This is a genomic window from Microbulbifer maximicatervae (SeqCode) (assembly GCF_052467305.1).
In genome coordinates this window covers 4,737,308-4,757,464 of record NZ_CP174306.1, presented here as the reverse complement: position 1 = coordinate 4,757,464, position 20,157 = coordinate 4,737,308, and the positions used below count along the sequence as shown (strand labels likewise).

Below are 20,157 nucleotides of genomic sequence, written 5' to 3'. Positions count from 1 at the left end.
ATTTACAGGCGCCAGATTCTGCCAGTTATAACCAGCTTAGACACCCTGTTACCCCAAATTGATAGTCATTTTCTCCGGTACTGACGTATAAACTTTGACGGATATGAGTAACCCTCGGGTGACTATTGGTTCTTAAAGCTCCGAACGAGCCATACATCAGCTTGAGGCTTGACCTTCACTTAGCTGTCCGCACAATTGGCCCCTAATTTGTACACATCAACGGAGATCCCCTTTTGGTGGAGTTAATACTGAATCGAGGCGCAGAGCGCCGACTCAAGCGTGGCCACCTATGGATTTACAGCAATGAGGTGGACACTAAGCGCTCTCCATTAAAGGGAATTGATGCGGGTAGTCAGTGCCAAGTTCACGATAGCCAGGGCAAGCTGCTCGGCACAGCCTTTGTAAATCCGAGCCAACTTATTTGTGGACGAATAGTCAGCCGTAATTCTGACTTTTCCACAGATACTGTTTGTGAGCGCATACAAACTGCATTTGAACAGCGCCAACGGTACTTTTCCCACCCCAGCTACCGGATGGTATACGGGGACTCTGACTGGCTTCCGGGCTTGGTAGTGGATAGGTTTGGGGATTATTTAGTAGTCCAGGTCAGCAATTGGGGAATGGAGCGCTACCAACAAACGATTGTGGATAAGTTGGTGGAGATGGTTAACCCCAAAGGCATCCTGCTGCGCAATGATCATCAGGGTCGCGCAGTTGAAGATATGCCGCTGGTACACACCGTAGCCTTTGGAGATGTACCCGAGATGGTCCCGTTCGAGGAGAACGGCGTTCCACTTCTGGCCCCGGTACACCAGGGGCAGAAAACCGGTTGGTTTTACGATCACCGGGAAAACCGCAGGCTGTTGAATCGCTGGGTCAACGGCAAAAAAGTATTAGATCTGTTTTCCTACGCGGGCGGTTGGGGTATTCAGGCACTGGCCAATGGTGCGGCAGAGGTAGTGTGCGTAGACGCCTCTCAGCAGGCCTTGGACTGGTGTTTGCTCAATGCGGATCACAATGGATTCGCCGACAAGCTCAAAACCATCCAGGGTAAAGCACTGGATGTCCTCAAAGGGTTGGTCGCAGAGGGGGAGAGGTTTGATGCGATTGTGCTCGACCCACCCGCTTTTATTAAGCGGAGGAAAGATCATAAAGCCGGCTTGGCGGCCTATCGCCATATCAATGAACTCGCAATGCGTTTGTTGGCGAAGGATGGGCTGTTAGTAAGCGCTTCCTGCTCTATGCATCTGCAATCTGATGAGCTTCTCGACTGTATCCGTGGCGCCGCTCACCGCTTGGGGCGCCCAGCCTCAATTCTGGCCAGTGGTGGTCAAGGGGCTGATCACCCTGTGCATCCAGCAATTCCGGAAACCAACTACCTAAAAGCTCATTTTGTACATCTCGGGGGAAACACCAATAAGTAGGTGCTCATGAACCCCACAAGGCCCCGGTAATGACCAGGGCCTTGTTCTCAGATCGATGAGCCTACTTCAGGTCAAAAGACATACTTCATGCCTAAAGTGGCAGTGCGGGGTCTGTTTGCACGGGCGCCATCTGGACTGCGACTAATAATAACCTGCTCATCCAACAGATTATCCACTTTCAGGTAACCGGTCAGGTCAGCCATGAAATCATAATGCGCAGCAGCATCTACAACCCAAAGTGACTCGGTATAATCAAATTGGTCGGTATCTCCCCGGTTGCATTGGGTATTAACACACATCTCGTCCTGATAGGCTGCAGTCAGGTTCAAACGCCAAGCAGCGCCGCTATCCAGACCCGCAGATATCGCAAAGACATTTTCTGGGAGGTATTCGAGGTTGTCGCCGGCAAGCAGGTCATTACCATCACTATCTTCACTGATTTCTGCATCAGTAAAGGTATAGGTTGCCCGCACCGGTAGTATCCAACCGTTTGTGAGCACCCACTCACTTCCAAACGTAGCTTCCAGCCCTTTGATTTCTGCTTCACCCAACTGGTAGGTACCACTCTCGGCACCATTGGGACATTTCACCGCCACCGAGCAGTTTTGCACAGCATTTTCATAGTCACTGTAGAAGGCGATCAATTCAGCATTCAGGCTTCCGTTATCGAAGCGAGCACCCCATTCATAGTTTGTGGATAACTCCGGCCCCTGGCCATCGGCTGCACCTGCGCCGGGAGGGGCGAAGCCACGGTGCACACCTGCCAGCAGGCTCCACTGTTCGCTTGCCTGGTAAACAAGTCCCAAGCCTGGCAGCCATTCATCCACCTGATTGGAGCGATAGCTGCCCTTCTCTGTACGCTCAGCGTCGTTATAACGCTGCTGCTCGGTCTCTATATCCTCGTAGCGAAGAACAGCAGTGAGAGTCAGCTTATCGTTCAGCTGGATATCGTCGTAGATAAAGAACGAAGTTGCATCCGCGTCTTCAACACGGTTATTGCTGCTTTCTTCAGCGGTATCGGGAATATCTGTGCTCAGATACACCAATTTGCCATCAACCTGCTCATAGTTTTCCACAGGCTGGAATCTATCCACTTCGTCTTGATGCTGGCGCACTCCAAAGGACAGCTCATGACTAACAGAAGCAGTATTAAAGCGCCAATCGGCACTTATCTGCAGGCCCTTAGCCTCGTACTCACGATTGTTATGCTTAACACCGAAGGTGTAATCTTCAGTGCCATCCAAAACCGCTTGAGGGTCTAAAACTCCATCAACACTGCCGCCGGTATTAACAGCATCTATCAAGTCACCCTCGCTGACCTTAAACCAGTCGCGTTTAAACTTGTTGTAGTAAGCCTGGGTATGCAGGGTAAAACTGTCACTCAGTTCGATACTGTGGTTCAGCTGGATAGTGCTGTGGCGATTCTGCATTTCATCCAGGGCGCTGATACCGTATCGACGGTTCGGATCTTTCTTAAAGTCGGCATCCGTTAGGCCCAGATAACTCATGCCAGACTCCTCTTCGGAGTACTGAAGCTTGATATCCAACTGCTGGCGATAAGTTGCGTCTCTATCAGAACTGATACGACCCTTTAGTAGATAGTCTTCTTTAGCAGTATCTGCGCTGCCGGCACTATCGATTTCTCTGAATCCATCTGCATACTGCTGCTGTGTTTCCAACAACCAGCCAGTATTTTCTGTACTGGCGCCATAATGAGCATGCAAACGGGTCTCACCGAACTCTCCGGCCTCTAGTTGCACCATACCTTCACTGGCAGTGGGAATAGGTGTGCTCAACATATTGACTGCACCACCCACGGTGAATGGGCCATATTGCAGAGATCCGGGGCCTTTCAACACCTCAATTGCATTCATGCGGCCCGCACTGGGGAAATAATAAGCTTCTGGTGCAGAGTAAGGAGCCGGAGCCACTAACACTCCATCTTCCATCAAGGAAATTTTGGCGGAGCGTCCCCCTTGGGCACCGCGAATCCCGATATTCGGACGCAATCCGTAGCCATCTTCTTCAAGAATGTAGACCCCAGGAACTGAGCGCATCATGCGATTGATATCTACAAACTCGAACTCGGCTAACTCATCAGCATCAACCAAGTGTGCAGAGCCAGGCAACTTGGAAATAGATGAGGAGTCGCCGATTACTGTTACGCTCTCCAGCTGTTGTTCGGCTAAGGTCGGCGCAGTAATAAGAGTGGCTATCGTAAAGGCCAGGGGTGTAAATGGAATGTGCTTCATGAACCCTCCAAGGATTATTAGTAACCTTGAGTCATTGTTTTTATAAATACGAATGATTGTATTTTAACATTCCCATTACACTTTATTTACACTCTTCTTTTTGCTGTTTAGCGTCACGAACTTCGCTGGTGTGCCTGCAACTTTAAGGTTTTGCTTATAAGCAGATGTTTTCTAGGATCTACTCTTCGATCTGACTAGCATTGGGCTCACGTATCCGCTTCGGGTGTGCCCATGATTAGAAAGGCAAAACTCAAAGAGCTGGACAGGCTGGAGCAACTTTGGCTACATGCATCAGCGAACTCCCACCCCTCCATACCCCGCCAGTTTTGGGTGGACCGTATAGCTCAATTTCGTAGAGACTGCCGTAATGCCACTCAATGCCTGGTTTATACCGATCGCAACAATGCTGTCGCGGAAGCCTTTATCACGCTGCTTGGTGACGGTACCGTCACCCACCTCTGTGTCAGTCCTTTATTTAGCGGTTGTGGAATCGGCACTAACCTCATTTCTTCAATTCGTGACCGGCGTTACCCACTAAGAGCTGAAGTACTTCGTGAGAATCTTCGCACTCGATACTTTCTACAAAAGCATGGTTTTGTGGAGGTGGAGCGCAGCTATAACGTGGAGTATGGCCAGCATTCAATCTCCATGCAGTGCCCCAGGGCATCTGCAAGATAAAATTTGCCGCACTATGCCCATTGAATAGTCTTTCCCTTATAACTGAAGCTTATTGAATCACTTCTTTTTATTGTTTCTACGCGACTCTTGAACCGGGTAGCATGCCTCCCATCATAATTTTCCTGAGCGCTGAATTTTTATGGGACGCAACGCTTCCAGCCAAACTTTACAGCCTATTCCAGAACGCACCTTTCATCACGATGCGGACCTGGAGTCCATGAACCTGCGTTTCGCTGGCGCCAAGCCAAGCGAAATTATGCAGTTCACAATGGAACACGCTCAGAACCCGGTGGTTTTTACTAATTTCCGCCCATTGGCGATAGCTTTTCTCCACTTGGTTACCCGCGCCAAACCGGATATCCCGGTAATTTGGGTGGATCATGGATATAACACCCCGGAAACCTATCGCCATATCGAAAACGTGGTCAAATCTCTCGATTTGAACCTGCGCACCTATTCACCGAAGATGTCCGCGGCCCACTACAACGCTGTGTACGGGGGAATCCCGCAACTGGATACCCCTGAGCATGACTTCTTCTCCAGGACCGTTAAATTGGAGCCGTTTAACCGCGCTATGCAGGAATTGCAGCCGGATGTATGGCTAAACGGTATCCGCCACGACCAGAACTCGCACCGCAAAAACCTGGATATTTTCACCCAGGGCAACCACGGAACTATTCGGGTGGCACCGATGTTCCACCTGAAGGAAATCGATGTGGAAGAGTATGTTTACGAGAATGATCTTCCCGATAACGATATTTATTTTGATCCAACTAAAGGTGAGGAGCACCGGGAGTGCGGATTGCTGTTGGAAAAATAGAATGGACTACTCGGCGAGGACTAGCGTACTTCGCCTATCTCTTTAACAAGGCCTTCTATCCCAGCCGTTTATAAAGTAAATACTTTTTGCGTATTTACCGAATAAAAAAATCTATTACAAAAGGCGAGCCTCGACTCGCTGTATTTTTTTCAAAAAGGAAACTCTTCTATTTACTTCCGCGTAAATCCAGAAGAGTCCTTAAATTACTTATCATGCGATAGGCTAGGCAACTGCCCCTTTTGCAAGATGACCTCCTTTTTCCATATAAATTTTCAGGTCCTTCAGCATTTGCTCAAATTGAGAGCCGGTCATCTTCTTCACCACAGGACTCAACACGCCTCCTAGAGCATTTAACTCCATATTTGCAGTGAAATTCACTGTTGTGCCTCCACCAACAGAGGGGCTTAATTTAAATTGAGATAAACTCTTTTTAACGGGGAATCCCGGTGGCGTATTTTTGGTTTCAACCGAGACATCCAGTTCATAGTTTTTCTCATCAAACCTTGTAATAGTTTCATCTGCGACAAGACCCGACGGTCCCTTATTTGTCAGGACACAAACCCGGCCTTCTACACTCGCATTTTCAACAGGTTTTCCCTCCTTAGCGAAGGAGTGAGGGATTAACGTCATCCACTCGTAAGCTGTATCAAAATCAACGGCGAGGACTTTCCAGACCTCATCAATTGGGCGGTTAATTGCGATTTCTCGGTTTACTTGGGCTTCTTTCATCTCTGATCTCCTGGGTTTCTCTACGGAGTGCTATTGACGGGAGACAGATTAACTGGACACTATATGCAACGGAATACAGCAAAATAGGACAGTGTGTTGCATAAAGAGTCCATCGATTGGGGAGATATCCAGTTCTTTATCGCGGTAGCCAGGAGTAAGAGCGCTCGCAGCGTTGCTGACGACTTTAAAGTCAGCCATTCCACAGTTTCTCGCCGTATTGATGCCCTGGAGGAAAAACTCCAGGCCAAGCTGTTTTATCGCAGCTCCAAAGGCTATCAGCTGACGGAGGATGGCAAGGCGATGCTCGACTACGCCCAATCGGCAGAGCAGTATCTAAATGCCGCGCAGAAGCATTTACAGGGGGGGAGTAACCAGCTGTCCGGGGAAGTTCGCATCACTATGCCGGATGTAGTCGCATCGCACTTAATTATCCCCTACCTAAATGACTTCTCACGTACGTATCCAGAGATCAACGTACAGCTACTGGTTACTAGCCACGTTCTCAATTTGGAAAGTCACCAAGCCGACATAGCACTTCGTATTCTCCCCAAAGGCGACGTCGATGTTTCGGATCGACTTGTTGCTCGCAAGCTCGCCGACCTACCCAGTTGCTGTTACGGTTCTCCGAGGTATATCGAGAAATCTGTACCTGACGATGGCCACTGGCTCGGCTGGAGTGGCGATGACGCCACATTGAATTGGGCCAAAGACACGCCCTATCCACAGATGCCTTATCAGCACCAGATTAATCACGGTTTGATACAGCTAGAGGCAGTTAAGAGTGGACTGGGGCTGGCCAGGCTGCCCTGCTTTCTTGCAGATGGTGCTGAAGGAGTCGTTCGGGTCCCTGGGGCAGCTCCATCCAGCCTGCATGAACTGTGGCTAGTCTCCAACCCAGAGCACCGCAATGTTATGCGTTTTAAGGTTTTTAGGGAGTTTATCGTGAAGTTGTTTAGCCGCCTGAATGATAAGTTAATAGGCAAGGCTTAACTGCATCGACTGATATTTTTCTAAAAGTGATGGGATGTATTGTGGCTTTAGTGATAACTCAATACTGATTTACACGCTTTTTGGCCATAATTTTTGCCGACCAATACCCAATTTTCTGGGAGCTGATTGTCAGAGTGGATACTTGGTAATGGGGTAATCGGCTCATCCACTCTCATCACCAAGCTTAATATTGTCGCAAAGCAAGCTCTATTACAGCCTACTTTGCGCCTTACCTAACGCCCACTGGATAATTACATCCTCGTAGTTGAATTCACCAATACTTCACCTTCCGCGTAGAGTTCACAGCGATCCCTTATCTGGTACTGCTTTCGCTGTTCCTCACAAGCCTGAAGAGCGCTTTGACTCGCCTCAGCTTGGGTGCTTCCACCATCTTCGTTAAAACCGGCCACAAATGCGCCACGATAGTCCACAGCCATTGCCAGGGCCTTGTTTCCTGAGTACTTCCTGTAAGTTGACATTAGTTGGCCCAAACCACTGATCTCAGGCTCGAACTCCAATCCCTCTTCCTCCTCCAACTCATCCAGCATCGACTGCAACTGCGCTCGCGAGTCTTCTTCTGCAATTTGCATAAATAGCGGTTGGGAGACTTTTGTGAAGAAACCTCTATCTCGATCTAGGTATAGCTCCAGCGCATACCACCAAGCAATTCCTGTTTCTCTCGGTGCGCGTAGATACGCCTGCTCCAACATTTCCGTATACTTCTGGCGGGGATACCCCAAAACTTGCATTGTGATCGCCAGTTCATGCCAGTACGCAGGTACTTGCCCATTGGCATTAATTAATTGAATATATTTATCCCGAATACGTTTCATCTTTCTAGGTTCGGGGAACCCCACCTCCGCCAAGGCTGCCGATAAATCATTTTTTGCCCGGGCTTCAAGATACCAAATTTCTCCGTGGTACTTCGCCGGAATAGAGTTCAATATTTCCTCAGCGCGGGAATAATTGCCTTCACCGGTCAGAGCAATGGCCAGTGCTGAATTTAGCAATGAGCTAGAGGCCTGTTTTTTATTTGCATAGGCAATGTAGTTCTCTAGTGCTTCGGAGCCCTGCTCTGAAATTGCCATAAAGTGGGCCAGTTCTGCAACTGCGGTACGACGGTCCATCAACTTAACGGAGGGGGACTTAGTTACACCATTATCAGAAAAATTTTCCTCGTAAAAACCGAAGTTACTTTTCGGCAGATTAATATACTGCTCATTGAGCTCTTCAAAGGTCATCCCCAGGGCTTCAGGTAGGCTCGTAATTGGGTCACTACCAGCATTGTAAGCCTCTAAATACTCATCTAAGGCTTTCTTTCTCTCCGTATCGAAAATCATCCAGTGAGCTAACATCCAACCATTAGCGTAAAGTGCCCTAGTATCTCTCATGGTCAGTGAGCCAGGAGCAGCCGAAAGAAGCTTATCTAGTGGCAACTCTCTCTCTCGATTCAGACTGATCGCTCGATCAAATGGCATTTTTCCAAAACTGTGCACTTTATTTTCATCAAAATCTACAGTGGAAAATACCTCGGCAATACCTTCACTATACCAGTAGGGGTAGAGGTGCTGGCTTCCGCTGTAGGTTAAAAAATGCGTATATTCATGAAACAATGTCTGGCGGGCCGGATTGTCAGGAAGGGCTCGATTTCCGCTTAGATTTATTAATGCAAAACTCCCATAAGCAGTATTATGGAATTGTCCAATGACTGTTCTCGACGACTCACTACCGCTGACTCCTTTAAAGCTGAGCCGATCATCCAGGGCATATATGGTCAACTTCTGTTGATCCGCTGAATACTTGATATATCGTTTTGCGAAAATCCGAAATTTTTCTAGGTCTATTGCCAGCTTTACAACTTGCTTGGGGTTGTCATTGGTAACGATTCGAAAATGCTCGGTTTCGATTTCATACCATTCGGAATTCACTAATTTCTGTGTGCTTGTGCAACCGTATAAAGCTAGAGCAATCAAACCACTAGTAACTATAAAACGACAAGCATCGCCGAGAATAGAGGTGATGAGGTTCCCCATAAGTCTTATGGTCCATTTAATTTTATTTGTTCGTAGAAATAAATAAGTAGGAAGGATACCTATAATTTTCACTTTTTAAAAATGCAGAAAAAATATTGCTTGGCCAGAATTTACTAAAAGTTAAATTGTTTACTTTAAACGTTTGTCAGTAATTTCAGGCTTTAATGGAAGGGAATGTACCTGATCGGCGTGACGCTTTTGATAAGAGGAGAAAAAAAGAATCGAATTTATCGCAAGTTATTTTTAAGCGAAAAAATAATATCCACAGTAATTCTCCTTTTGGGGAATTACTGTGGGATTTTCGGAAAAATGGCAATTAGACGTCGAGGTTTTCTACTGCCAAGGCGTTGGTCTCGATAAAGTCACGGCGTGGCTCTACCTGATCGCCCATCAGAGTTGTAAAGATTTGGTCCGCGGCAATGGCATCTTCAACGGTTACCTGCAGCATACGGCGGCTCTCTGGGTCCATGGTGGTTTCCCAAAGCTGCTCCGGGTTCATTTCTCCCAGTCCTTTATAGCGCTGGATACCGTAGCCTCTGCGGCTCTCACCCATCAGCCAATCCATCACTTCAGGGAAGCTGCCAACAGGGTGCTGCTTCTCGCCGCGCTGGATAAAGGCACCCTCTTCCAATAGCCCCACCATCTTCTCACCCAGAGAGCAGATAGACGCATACTCAGCGGAATCGAAGAACTCGTGGTTAATCAAGTAGTCACTGCCTACACCGTGGGCCACGATATGGATATGGGGCAGGAATAGGCCGCGCTCGGTATTCTCCTGAACCGTCACTTCGTGACGACGGGTTCCGCCACTCTCTTCGTCACCAAGTTTCTCCTGGAGCTTCTCACTCCAAGCAGCAACTTTGTCTTGAGACTGCAGGTCTTCCTGAGACAAGCTGGGCAGGTAGATCATGCTGCGCAGCACTTCCTCAGGGTACAGACGCGACAGGCGGTCGATAGTCGCCAGTACGCTGCGGTACTCGCCTACCAGGCTCTCCAGGGAGGCGCCAGAAAGCCCAGGGGCATCCGGGTTCACAAACAGCGTGGCGCCTTCCAGGGCTGCGTTGGTGAGGAACTGGGTCAGTGCGCCCTCATCCTTCAGGTACTGTTCCTGCTTGCCCTTGGAGATCTTATACAGCGGCGGCTGAGCGATGTAGATGTGGCCCCGCTCGATCAGCTCCGGCATCTGGCGGAAGAAGAAGGTGAGCAGCAGAGTGCGGATATGGGCTCCATCCACGTCAGCATCGGTCATGATGATAATGCTGTGGTAACGCAGCTTATCCGGGTTGAACTCGCTCTTGCCGATGCCACAGCCCAGTGCGGTAATCAGGGTACCCACTTCGGCACTGGAGAGCATCTTATCGAAGCGCGCTTTTTCCACATTGAGGATCTTACCCTTCAGCGGTAGGATCGCCTGGGTGCGGCGATCGCGGCCCTGCTTGGCTGAACCACCGGCGGAGTCACCCTCCACCAGGTAAATTTCAGATAGTGCCGGGTCTTTTTGCTGGCAGTCCGCCAGTTTCCCGGGCAGGCCGGCAATATCCAACGCTCCCTTGCGGCGAGTCATTTCGCGGGCCTTGCGGGCCGCCTCACGGGCTTTGGCCGCGTCGATCATCTTGGTGACGACAGATTTGGCTTCCTGTGGGTTCTCCATCAGGTAGTCTGTGAAGTGGTGGCCCATCTCCTGCTCTACAGCGGGTTTCACTTCGGATGAAACCAGCTTGTCCTTGGTCTGGGAGGAGAATTTCGGGTCCGGAACCTTCACAGAGATAATCGCGGTGAGACCTTCCCTGGCATCATCGCCAGTGGTGTTCACCTTGTCTTTCTTGCCCAGGCCTTCCCGCTCGATATAGCTGTTCAGGCCACGGGTCAGGGCTGCACGAAAGCCCGCCAGGTGGGTACCGCCGTCGCGCTGGGGAATATTGTTGGTGTAGCAGAAGATGCTTTCCTGGAAGCTATCGTTCCACTGTAATGCCACCTCTACTGCAATGCCGTCTTCGCGCTGGCTCTGGAAGTGTAGAACCTTGTTAATCGGGGTTTTGTTCTGGTTGAGGAATTCCACAAAGGCACTCAAACCACCTTCGTATTCATAGACCTCTTCCTTACCACTGCGCTCGTCCTTCAGGACGATACGCACACCGGAGTTCAGGAAGGACAGCTCGCGCAGGCGCTTGGCCAGCACATCGAAATGGAATTCGATATTGCTGAAGGTGTCCTCTGAGGGTTTGAAGTGCACCGTGGTGCCGGTGGTATCGCTGTCACCCACAACTTCCAGGGGTGCCTGGGGCACACCGTGGTGGTAGGTCTGCTCGTGGATCTTGCCACCGCGACGGATAGTCAGCTTCAGCTCCTTGGACAGAGCGTTTACCACCGATACCCCTACCCCGTGCAGACCGCCGGAGACCTTGTAGGTGTTGTCATCAAATTTACCGCCCGCGTGAAGGACGGTCATAATCACTTCTGCTGCAGAAACCCCCTCTTCCGGGTGAATCTCTGTCGGGATACCACGGCCATTGTCCGATACGGAAATGGACTCATCCGGGTGGATGGTTACACGGATCTCATCACAGTGGCCGGCCAGCGCTTCATCGATGGAGTTGTCGACCACCTCAAATACCATGTGGTGCAGACCGGTGCCATCGTCGGTATCACCAATATACATTCCGGGGCGCTTGCGCACCGCATCCAGGCCTTTTAATACCTTGATACTGCTTGAGTCATAGCTTTGCTGCTCTGACATTTATTCGCTCCATTAAACTTATTGTGCGGCCGAAGCTTCGGCACTGATCTTCCCATGTTCCACGTGGAACACTTTCGGGCAATTCCAAGGGGCATCTAGTTGCCGCCAGGGGCGGCTTGTAGTGCCCTCCTCAATTCCGGTTACAAGCACCTGGCTGGCACAACGCCCAACCCAATGCGCAAAAATCTGTTGGTTACTGTCATCCAGCTCCGCCGGCAGGTCATCTACCAGGAATACTGGCATATCTCCCTGCCTACAGACTACCTCCGCCATTGCCGTGCGCATTGCACACACCAACATCTTCTGTTGGCCGCGAGATAGAATATTGTGGGCCGACTCACCGGCTACGCTAAAACGAATATCCGCCCTATGGGGACCAATACGCGTATGCCCTTGTGAAACATCTGATTCCCGTGATTCAGATAGAGCGCTACGCAGGTCAACTTCTTTACGCCAACCGCGACGGTAACTCATATCGACACGGCTCAATAGGCTCTGTGGTAACTCACCAAGCAGTTGTGAAACGGCAGACTGCAATTGAGAAAACTGAGCTAATCGCAGATCGTTTACACGCTCGCCACTAATGGCCAACTGCTCTTCCCATACGCCGATGCTGGTCTCATCGATTTTACCACGACGCAGGAGAGCATTTCGCTGCCGCAGTGCGATTTGATAATTTTTCCACTCCTGGGCAAATAAATGTTCCACGTGGAACACTGTCCAATCCAGCAACCGACGCCGAACGCCGGGGCCACCATCAAGTGCGGAAAAACTTTCACTGTTTATCAATTGAAGTGGCAGGCAACTAGCAAGCTGTGAGCTGGACTCCGCTGGAGCCTGGTTAACCCTGATTCGGCCGGAGCCATCTGCAAGGCGCTCTACCCCCAAGTTAAAACCTGTATCAAGCTGGGCAAAAACCGTAAGCCCATCAGTATCATGCTGAATAACCGACTTATGCTGGCGAGAGCGAAAGGAGCGCCCGGTTGCCAGCATATGTACCGCCTCTAGCAGTGAAGTCTTGCCACTGCCATTCGCACCACAAAACACGTTAACGCCAGGACCCAGCTTGAGATCGGCAGAGCAGATATTGCGAAAATTAGATAAGAGAAGACGGGTCAGCGCCACAGACACCTCCCCCAGAGTGAAGAGCGCGATGCACAGGCATCGCTTTGTTTATCGGCTACCCCACCGAGCGGGGAGGTAGCCTCAATCCATTCAGAAAAGAGCAATGGGTGGGCTGCCTTACAGGCGCATAGGCATAATCACGTACAGTGCATCACCTTCTTCAGGTTGCTGCAGCAGTGCGCTGCTATTGGCGTCAGCCAAACTGATACGGATCTGGTCACTGTGAATAGCACCAGTGACGTCCAGCAGATAGGAAACGTTAAAGCCAATCTCCATTGGCTCACCTACGTAATCCACCATCATCTGCTCTTCCGCCTCTTCCTGCTCCGGGTTGTTGGCAACAATTTGCAGCAGCCCCTCAGAAACCTGAAGGCGCACCCCACGGTATTTCTCGTTGGAGAGAATCGCCGCTCGGGAGAAGGCCTGGCGCAACCCCTGGCGATCCGCATAGACCACATTGCCCGCGCCTCGCGGCAACACGCGCTCGTAGTCAGGGAATTTGCCGTCTACCAATTTAGAAGTGAAAGTAAACTGACCACTAACCACACGAATATGGTTGTTACCCAGCACTACCTGTGCCTGTGCATCGCTGTCTTCAAGCAAACGACCCAGCTCAAGTACGCCTTTGCGCGGCACAATAGCCTGGATAGGCGTGGCGACATCCAGGCCGGGGGCATCGCGATCGCAAAGCGCCAAGCGGTGGCCATCAGTAGCAACCGCGCGCAGCTGCTGCGGGCGACACTCTAGCAGTAAACCATTCAGGTAATAGCGCACATCCTGCTGAGCCATAGCAAAACTGGTGGCTTCTATCAGGCGGCGGATCTCGCGCTGGGAGATATCGAAACGGGTCTGTGCACTGGCCTCTTCCTGGTTCGGGAAGTCCGCTGCGGGCAGAGTCGACAGCTGAAAACGGCTGCGGCCACTGCGCAGTATCAGGCGCTCGCCATCGCGCTCAAACTTTAGTTCAGCACCATCGGGCAGAGAGCGACAGATATCCAGCAGCTTGCGTGCGGGAACAGTCACCTCGCCCTCCATTTCTACACCGTCTACACCGAGACGGCCGACAATTTCCACTTCCAGGTCAGTACCGGTCAGGGAGAGTTCCTGGCCCTGTAACTGCATCAACACATTGGCCAGGACTGGCAGTGTTTGGCGTTTCTCAACAACACCGGCCACCAGTTGTAACGGCTTCAGAAGGGCGTCCCGGCTCACATTGAATTTCATCGGTAGTTTCGCCTTGTTTTGTCAGTTATTCGATTAAGTGGTCAGCGACCGTGTCAGCAATTTAACGTCCTCGCGAATATCCGCGTCGGACTCCTGCAGCTCACGTATTTTGCGGCAGGCATGCAGTACTGTTGTGTGGTCGCGACCACCGAAGGCATCGCCGATCTCCGGCAAGCTGTGATTGGTCAGCTCCTTGGCCAGGGACATAGCGACTTGGCGGGGGCGGGCCACCGAGCGACTGCGCCGCTTGGAGAGCAAATCCGCCACCTTAATTTTGTAGTATTCAGCGACAACCCGCTGGATATTATCCACACTGACCAGTCGATCCTGTAGGGCCAACAGGTCTTTTAGTGCTTCGCGCACAAGGACATCGTCAATAGCGCGACCGGTAAACTGCGAATTGGCAATTACGCGGCGCAGTGCACCCTCGAGCTCCCGCACATTGGAGCGAATACGCTGCGCAATAAAGAAAGCGGAGTCGTGAGGTAAATCCACACCCACCTGCTCGGCCTTCTTCATCAAAATAGCGACTCGAGTCTCGAGCTCTGGAGGCTCTACAGCCACCGTTAATCCCCAGCCAAAGCGGGATTTCAAGCGCTCTTCCAAGCCGTCGATCTCTTTCGGATAGCGGTCACAGGTTAGGATAATCTGTTGACCACCTTCCAGCAGGGCATTAAAGGTATGGAAAAACTCCTCCTGAGAGCGCTCCTTACCGGCAAAGAACTGGATATCATCAATCAGAAGAGCGTCAACAGACCGGTAGTAGCGCTTAAAGTCGCTGATTGCATTCAGCTGTAGCGCTTTCACCATATCTGCAACAAAGCGCTCGGAGTGCAAATACACTACCTTAGCATTGGGGTTGCGCTCCAACAGCGCGTTGCCAACCGCGTGCATCAAGTGAGTTTTCCCCAGACCCACGCCCCCATATATAAAGAGGGGATTGTAGGCGCCGCCAGGATTGTCAGAAATCTGTTGTGCCGCAGCGAGGCCCAGCTGGTTGGACTTACCTTCAACAAAGGATTTGAAAGTAAAGTTGCGATTGAGTGAGCTGCCGTGCTTGATAGCCCCCTCCACCTCGACCTGCCTGGCCGGCTGCTCCGGTATGGAGCGAGCCATACCATTCATAGCCGGTGGTCGCAGATCTGTCAGGGCCAGTTCGCCTGTCGTCATCTGTTCGGCAGTCACCTCCTCAGCCATAGCGGGATGAGGCACCGGCCTGCTGGCACCAAACCCAGATCCCAGCGGTGAAGTCACCGGAGGTGGCGCAGTGGCAACAGGCGGCACAGATACCGGTGGCGGTGCCACTGCCGGCTGCACCGGAGGTGGTGGCGGAGCTGGTGCCGATGGCACGGGTGTCGGTACCGGTGTCGGAGGGGCATTATTTGTTACATGGCCGCGCTGGAAGCGAGCCGGCCGGCGAGCGGTAATCTCGAGCGCCACTTGCAGAGGGCGTCCTGGTGCAAACTGTTGCACCAACTCGCGAATGCGGTTCAGGAATTTATTGCCAACCCAGTCCAGCACAAAGCGGTTCGGTGCGATCAGGCGCAACTCGCCCTCCGCACTAACGGGATTGACGCGCAACGGTCTGATCCAGGTATTGAACTGCTGAGACGGCAGCTCGTCCTGTAAACAGCTCGCGCACTGCTTCCATACGGATTCAGTCAAGAAACCCCCCAAAAAACCCCAAAATGGTAAGACCAAGGAGAGACGGCAAGGCCGGATTAGGAATCACCCGGGGCCATCAAATAAGATCGGCGCAGTATACCTTTCCACCTTTAGGTTATCCACAAGAAAGACTGCATCTGTTGAAAAAACTGCGCAAAAAGATCCACACAATCAAGGATTTGCACAACAATTAGACAATTGAGGTGGGAACCCTCTGAAAGTTATCCACAGTAAGCTGTGGGTATCTTGGGGTCAATCAGTGGGCATTCAGAGATACCCCTGATGACTCAACGACTTGTTTAGTTGGCGTAAAAAATTACAGTGAACTCGCACACCAACAAAAAGAATTTCCCTGATTAGCGCGTTGCTTTCACTGCTGGGTTTCTATACAATCCGCGGCCTTCGCAGCGCGTAGCTCCGTCTGCACCGGCTTTGTGCCGGACCGGAGTCCAGGCCGCGGCCGGGAAAGGTCCCGAGAAATTTTGAACACAAAGTCTCAGGTAGCAAGACTATGAAACGCACATTTCAACCAAGCAACTTGAAGCGCAAGCGCACTCACGGTTTCCGCGCTCGCATGGCAACCAAAAACGGCCGTAAGATTCTGGCCCGCCGTCGCGCTAAAGGCCGCAAAGTACTGTCTGCATAAGATCTCTTCCCTTTTAGAGATATCTCTTTATGCAGCAGGTGCGCAGCAGCTTCGGATTTGCCAAGACGCTGCGCCTGCTCAATGCGGCGCAGTATCGCTTGGTATTCAATGAAAACCAGGTGCGCGCCGCACACCCTCATCTGTTGATCCTCGCCCGTCCCAACTCCTTGGAACACCCGCGTCTCGGCCTCGTTATTGCTAAAAAGCATGTACGCAACGCCTCCGACCGCAATCAAATCAAGCGTATAACCCGGGAAACCTTCCGCCTGCAGCAATATGATTTGCCGCCGCTGGATGCCGTGGTGCTCGCGCGCCCTGGGGTCGCAGATCTGGATAAGGCCGAGTTGGCGAAACTACTGAATAAACTCTGGCGTAAACTGGCCAAGCGGGCTCGACAGCCGCAACCCCGACCATGAAGTGGATACTGATCAAGCTGATTCATGTATACCGCTACCTGGCCAGCCCCTGGGTAGGCAACCAATGTCGCTTCTACCCCACCTGCTCCCGGTACTCTGAAGAGGCCATTGAAACTCATGGAGCGATAAAAGGGGGTTATTTAACTCTGCGCCGCCTTATAAAATGCCACCCCTGGCACCCTGGTGGATTGGACCCGGTTCCCCCTACCAGACACAAGAACACGCTCTAGGTAATAAGATGGATTGGCAACGCTATACGCTGCTCGGCGGAATTCTCGCGGTTCTCCTGGCACTTATCTTCCAGTGGAACGCATTTCAAGAGCAACACACTCCTGAACTCGACCGCGAAACTGTCGTGCAAACAGGCGGCGACACTGTAAGCCAAATACCCGCCGAAACACCCCCGAGCACCGGCGACAGTGATGTTCCCCAACTTCGCTCCCAGGTGCCCGCATCCGATGAAGGCAGCAGTATCGAGAGCAAGCTGATCAGTGTCACCACCGACGTTTTTGATCTGCTCATCAATCCTCGTGGCGGCGATATTGTCAAAGTGGCGCTGCGCAAACAACAAGAGAAGTTGGATACCCCGGACCAACCCTTGATCCTGTTAAACCAGACCCGCAACCATACCTATATTGCCCAAAGTGGCCTTATCGGTAAAAACGGGACCGACAGCGCCGCTGGCCGCCCGGTTTTCAAGGTGGCAAAAACCGAATATGCGATGGTTGAGGGCGACGATACCCTGATAGTAGACCTGACTCTGCAACAGGAAGGCGCTAATATCACCAAGCGCTTCACCTTCAAGCGTGGAGACTACCTGATCCAAGTGGCCTACCTGGTGGATAACACCAGTGACAAGCCCTGGTCCGCGGCCATGTTTGGTCAGATTAAGCGCGATGCCAGTGAACCCGCAACCGACACCGGTTTCGGCATGTCGCCTTTCCTCGGCGCCGCCATCCGCACCAACGAAAAGAACTACTTCAAGCAGGACTTCGAGGAGATTGCTGAAAGCCCCACCCGCGAAACCATCGAAGGTGGTTGGGTAGCTATGGTTCAGCACTACTTTATCAGTGCCTGGATTCCCCCCCAGGACGAGCGCAATACCTTTGAATTGAAGGAGCTATCCAACGGCCTCTTCCGCATGGGCTTTACCGCACCTCAAGTGCAAATCCCCGCTGCCACCCAAGGCGAGCTGAGCGCTTCTTTCTACGCTGGCCCGAAAGATGTTTACCGTTTGGAAGAAATCTCCCCCGGCCTCGACCTGACCGTCGACTACGGCTGGCTCTGGTGGATCGCAAAACCGCTGTTCGGTGTCCTGCACTTTATCCAGGAGCATATTGTCAGCAACTGGGGCTGGGCGATCATCCTGCTCACCGTATTTATCAAGACGCTGCTTCTGCCTCTGTCCGCCGCTGGCACCAAGTCCATGGCGCGTATGCGCAAGTTTGCGCCGCAGATGAAAAAGCTGCAGGAACAGTACAAGGATAACCGGCAAAAGCTGGCGGAAGAGACCATGAAGCTCTACCGCCGCGAGAAGATCAATCCGATGGGTGGCTGCCTGCCGATCCTGTTGCAGATGCCGGTATTTATCGCGCTCTACTGGATGCTCACCGAAACCGTTGAGCTGCGCCACGCGCCCTGGATTTTCTGGATTCACGATCTGTCGGCGAAGGACCCCTACTTTATCCTGCCGGTATTGATGGGCCTGTCAATGTGGTTTATGCAAAAGCTGAACCCGGCGCCGACTGATCCAACCCAAGCCCGCATCATGCAGCTGATGCCGGTAATGATGACTGTATTCTTCCTGTGGTTCCCAGCGGGTCTGGTTCTGTACTGGATCGCCAACAACCTGATTACCATTGCGCAAACCTGGTATATCAATAAACAGGTGGATGCCGGTAAGTACTAACCAGTACCGATCTGCAGCAACACAATAAACAAGGGCCGCTAATGCGGCCCTTTTCCGTTCTGTCGAGTAAACTCAGCCGATGACACAAGAAAGCCTCAATCGCGACACTATTGCCGCTGTTGCCACCGCGCCCGGGCGCGGCGGCATCGGCGTTATCCGACTGTCGGGCGCAAGAGCCCTGCAAATTGCCCAACAAATCTGCGGGGAAAAATCCCTCCAGCCCCGCTCTGCCCACTACCGGAACTTTACCCACAAAGAGCAGTTAATCGATCAGGGATTGGCACTCTTTTTCCCCGGTCCCAACTCCTTTACCGGGGAGGATGTGGTGGAACTCCAGGGACACGGCGGCCCAGTGATTCTCGATCAGTTACTTCAAGCAACTATCGAGTTGGGCGCTCGACAAGCCCGACCCGGAGAATTTTCCGAGAGGGCTTTCCTCAACGACAAAATGGATTTAACTCAGGCCGAAGCGATCGCCGATTTAATCGACGCCGGCAGTGCCCAGGCAGCGCGTAATGCCATGCGTTCACTGCAGGGCGCGTTTTCCGAGAAAATCGAAGACCTAGTGGAAAACCTTACCCACTTGCGTATCTACGTGGAGGCCGCCATTGATTTCCCCGAAGAGGAAATCGACTTCCTCGCCGATGGCAAAGTGGCAGCTGATATAGAAACCCTACTGGCACAAATGGTGGGTGTGGAAACCCAGGCGCGTCAGGGCGCGATAATGCGCGAGGGAATGCGAGTTGCTATCGCAGGACGCCCCAATGCAGGGAAATCCAGCCTGCTCAACACACTGGCCGGACACGACGCCGCTATTGTCACCGATATCGCCGGTACCACTCGGGATATCCTGCGCGAACATATTCATATCGACGGTATGCCCCTCCAGTTTGCCGATACTGCGGGATTAAGGGATGCCCCGGATAGAGTCGAGCAAATTGGTATCGAACGCGCCTGGGAGGAAATCCACGGCGCAGATAGGGTACTTCTAGTCATGGATGCAGAGCAGCTCCACTCCCTGGATCCCACACAAGTTTGGCCAGAATTTACCAGTCAGCTGAGAGATCTCGATAAACTAACATTAGTACTGAATAAGATTGACCTCACCGACTACAGCGCTGGACTTCAGGCACATACTGAAGGCGTGCCAGTGATTGCCATCAGTGCAAAAACAGGTGCCGGGCTCGATGCGTTAAAAGAGCATTTAAAACAGAGTATTGGTTTCAGCGGCGCTGGAGAGGGAACATTCAGTGCCAGGCGCCGACACCTGGACGCACTGGGCCGGGCACAAGCTTTTATACATCAGGGCCAGCGGCAACTTCACACTAGCGGTGCAGGCGAACTGCTCGCCGAAGACTTACGCCAAGCCCAGCAGGCTCTGGGAGAAATTACAGGCACCGTCAGTGCCGATGAATTACTCGGCAAGATCTTCGGCAGTTTTTGTATCGGTAAGTAAACGCTCCATCCCAACTTCCAAGTTATCCCAAGGGGGAGGCTACTTTATCCTCC

16 protein-coding genes are annotated in these 20,157 nt (G+C 51.8%); 9 read left to right on the top strand and 7 right to left on the bottom strand.

All coding sequences use genetic code 11. From position 1 onward, the window contains the following. The first annotated feature begins 236 nt into the window (after window positions 1-236). Window positions 237-1,424: a class I SAM-dependent rRNA methyltransferase gene (locus ACJJI4_RS20765; RefSeq protein WP_444895595.1), complete on the top strand. Its 1,188-nt coding sequence runs from the start codon at window positions 237-239 to the stop codon at window positions 1,422-1,424. Between the two features lie 71 nt (window positions 1,425-1,495). Here the strand turns inward: ACJJI4_RS20765 and ACJJI4_RS20760 are convergent, their stop codons facing one another. Continuing rightward, entirely contained in the window at window positions 1,496-3,676 is a 2,181-nt protein-coding gene (locus ACJJI4_RS20760) for a TonB-dependent receptor family protein (protein WP_444926324.1), read from the bottom strand. 231 nt (window positions 3,677-3,907) lie between these two features. On the opposite strand from ACJJI4_RS20760, the gene ACJJI4_RS20755 reads away from it, so the two are divergent. Together ACJJI4_RS20755 and ACJJI4_RS20750 are read left to right on the top strand one after the other, a co-directional pair. After that, window positions 3,908-4,354: a GNAT family N-acetyltransferase gene (locus ACJJI4_RS20755; RefSeq protein ID WP_444926323.1), complete on the top strand. Its 447-nt coding sequence runs from the start codon at window positions 3,908-3,910 to the stop codon at window positions 4,352-4,354. A gap of 139 nt (window positions 4,355-4,493) precedes the next feature. After that, on the top strand, window positions 4,494-5,174 hold the full coding sequence (locus ACJJI4_RS20750; RefSeq protein WP_444911839.1) for a phosphoadenosine phosphosulfate reductase domain-containing protein: 681 nt from the start codon (window positions 4,494-4,496) through the stop codon (window positions 5,172-5,174). Window positions 5,175-5,396: 222 nt separating this feature from the next. Here ACJJI4_RS20750 and ACJJI4_RS20745 read toward each other — a convergent pair whose 3' ends face one another. After that, window positions 5,397-5,903 carry an SRPBCC family protein gene (locus ACJJI4_RS20745; protein WP_282930559.1) on the bottom strand — a complete coding sequence of 169 codons (507 nt, stop codon included), beginning with the start codon at window positions 5,901-5,903 and terminating at the stop codon, window positions 5,397-5,399. A 96-nt stretch (window positions 5,904-5,999) separates the two neighbouring features. Between ACJJI4_RS20745 and ACJJI4_RS20740 the strand changes: the two genes are divergently transcribed. Then, a complete protein-coding gene (locus tag ACJJI4_RS20740) occupies window positions 6,000-6,893 on the top strand; it encodes a LysR family transcriptional regulator (protein ID WP_444926322.1) in 894 nt (297 codons plus the stop codon). A 251-nt stretch (window positions 6,894-7,144) separates the two neighbouring features. Here the strand turns inward: ACJJI4_RS20740 and ACJJI4_RS20735 are convergent, their stop codons facing one another. From ACJJI4_RS20735 to dnaA, 5 genes are all read right to left on the bottom strand, one after another. Next, the gene (locus ACJJI4_RS20735; protein WP_444926321.1) at window positions 7,145-8,926 is read right to left on the bottom strand and encodes a hypothetical protein; all 1,782 of its coding nucleotides are present in this window, start codon (window positions 8,924-8,926) and stop codon (window positions 7,145-7,147) included. 316 nt (window positions 8,927-9,242) lie between these two features. Next, window positions 9,243-11,663, bottom strand: coding sequence for a DNA topoisomerase (ATP-hydrolyzing) subunit B (gene gyrB / locus ACJJI4_RS20730; protein ID WP_444926320.1), 2,421 nt, complete (start codon window positions 11,661-11,663; stop codon window positions 9,243-9,245). A gap of 18 nt (window positions 11,664-11,681) precedes the next feature. Then, complete coding sequence (gene recF, locus ACJJI4_RS20725; protein WP_444926319.1) at window positions 11,682-12,788, bottom strand: DNA replication/repair protein RecF; 1,107 nt, start codon at window positions 12,786-12,788, stop codon at window positions 11,682-11,684. Window positions 12,789-12,905: 117 nt separating this feature from the next. Further along, window positions 12,906-14,012, bottom strand: a complete 1,107-nt coding sequence (gene dnaN / locus ACJJI4_RS20720) for a DNA polymerase III subunit beta (RefSeq protein WP_108731194.1) — start codon at window positions 14,010-14,012, stop codon at window positions 12,906-12,908. Window positions 14,013-14,045: 33 nt separating this feature from the next. Beyond that, on the bottom strand, window positions 14,046-15,677 hold the full coding sequence (dnaA, locus tag ACJJI4_RS20715) for a chromosomal replication initiator protein DnaA (RefSeq protein ID WP_444895605.1): 1,632 nt from the start codon (window positions 15,675-15,677) through the stop codon (window positions 14,046-14,048). A gap of 511 nt (window positions 15,678-16,188) precedes the next feature. Between dnaA and rpmH the strand changes: the two genes are divergently transcribed. The 5 genes from rpmH (at window position 16,189) to mnmE (ending at window position 20,104) form a co-directional block, all read left to right on the top strand. Beyond that, the gene (rpmH, locus tag ACJJI4_RS20710; RefSeq protein ID WP_020413885.1) at window positions 16,189-16,323 is read left to right on the top strand and encodes a 50S ribosomal protein L34; all 135 of its coding nucleotides are present in this window, start codon (window positions 16,189-16,191) and stop codon (window positions 16,321-16,323) included. A 29-nt stretch (window positions 16,324-16,352) separates the two neighbouring features. After that, on the top strand, window positions 16,353-16,739 hold the full coding sequence (rnpA, locus tag ACJJI4_RS20705) for a ribonuclease P protein component (protein WP_413663877.1): 387 nt from the start codon (window positions 16,353-16,355) through the stop codon (window positions 16,737-16,739). After that, on the top strand, window positions 16,736-16,969 hold the full coding sequence (gene yidD, locus ACJJI4_RS20700) for a membrane protein insertion efficiency factor YidD (protein WP_108735100.1): 234 nt from the start codon (window positions 16,736-16,738) through the stop codon (window positions 16,967-16,969). The genes rnpA and yidD overlap by 4 nt, the downstream gene beginning before the upstream one ends. Window positions 16,970-16,977: 8 nt before the next feature. Beyond that, complete coding sequence (yidC, locus tag ACJJI4_RS20695) at window positions 16,978-18,648, top strand: membrane protein insertase YidC (protein WP_444895606.1); 1,671 nt, start codon at window positions 16,978-16,980, stop codon at window positions 18,646-18,648. A gap of 79 nt (window positions 18,649-18,727) precedes the next feature. Next, a complete protein-coding gene (gene mnmE, locus ACJJI4_RS20690; RefSeq protein WP_444895607.1) occupies window positions 18,728-20,104 on the top strand; it encodes a tRNA uridine-5-carboxymethylaminomethyl(34) synthesis GTPase MnmE in 1,377 nt (458 codons plus the stop codon). The last annotated feature ends 53 nt before the right edge of the window (window positions 20,105-20,157 follow it).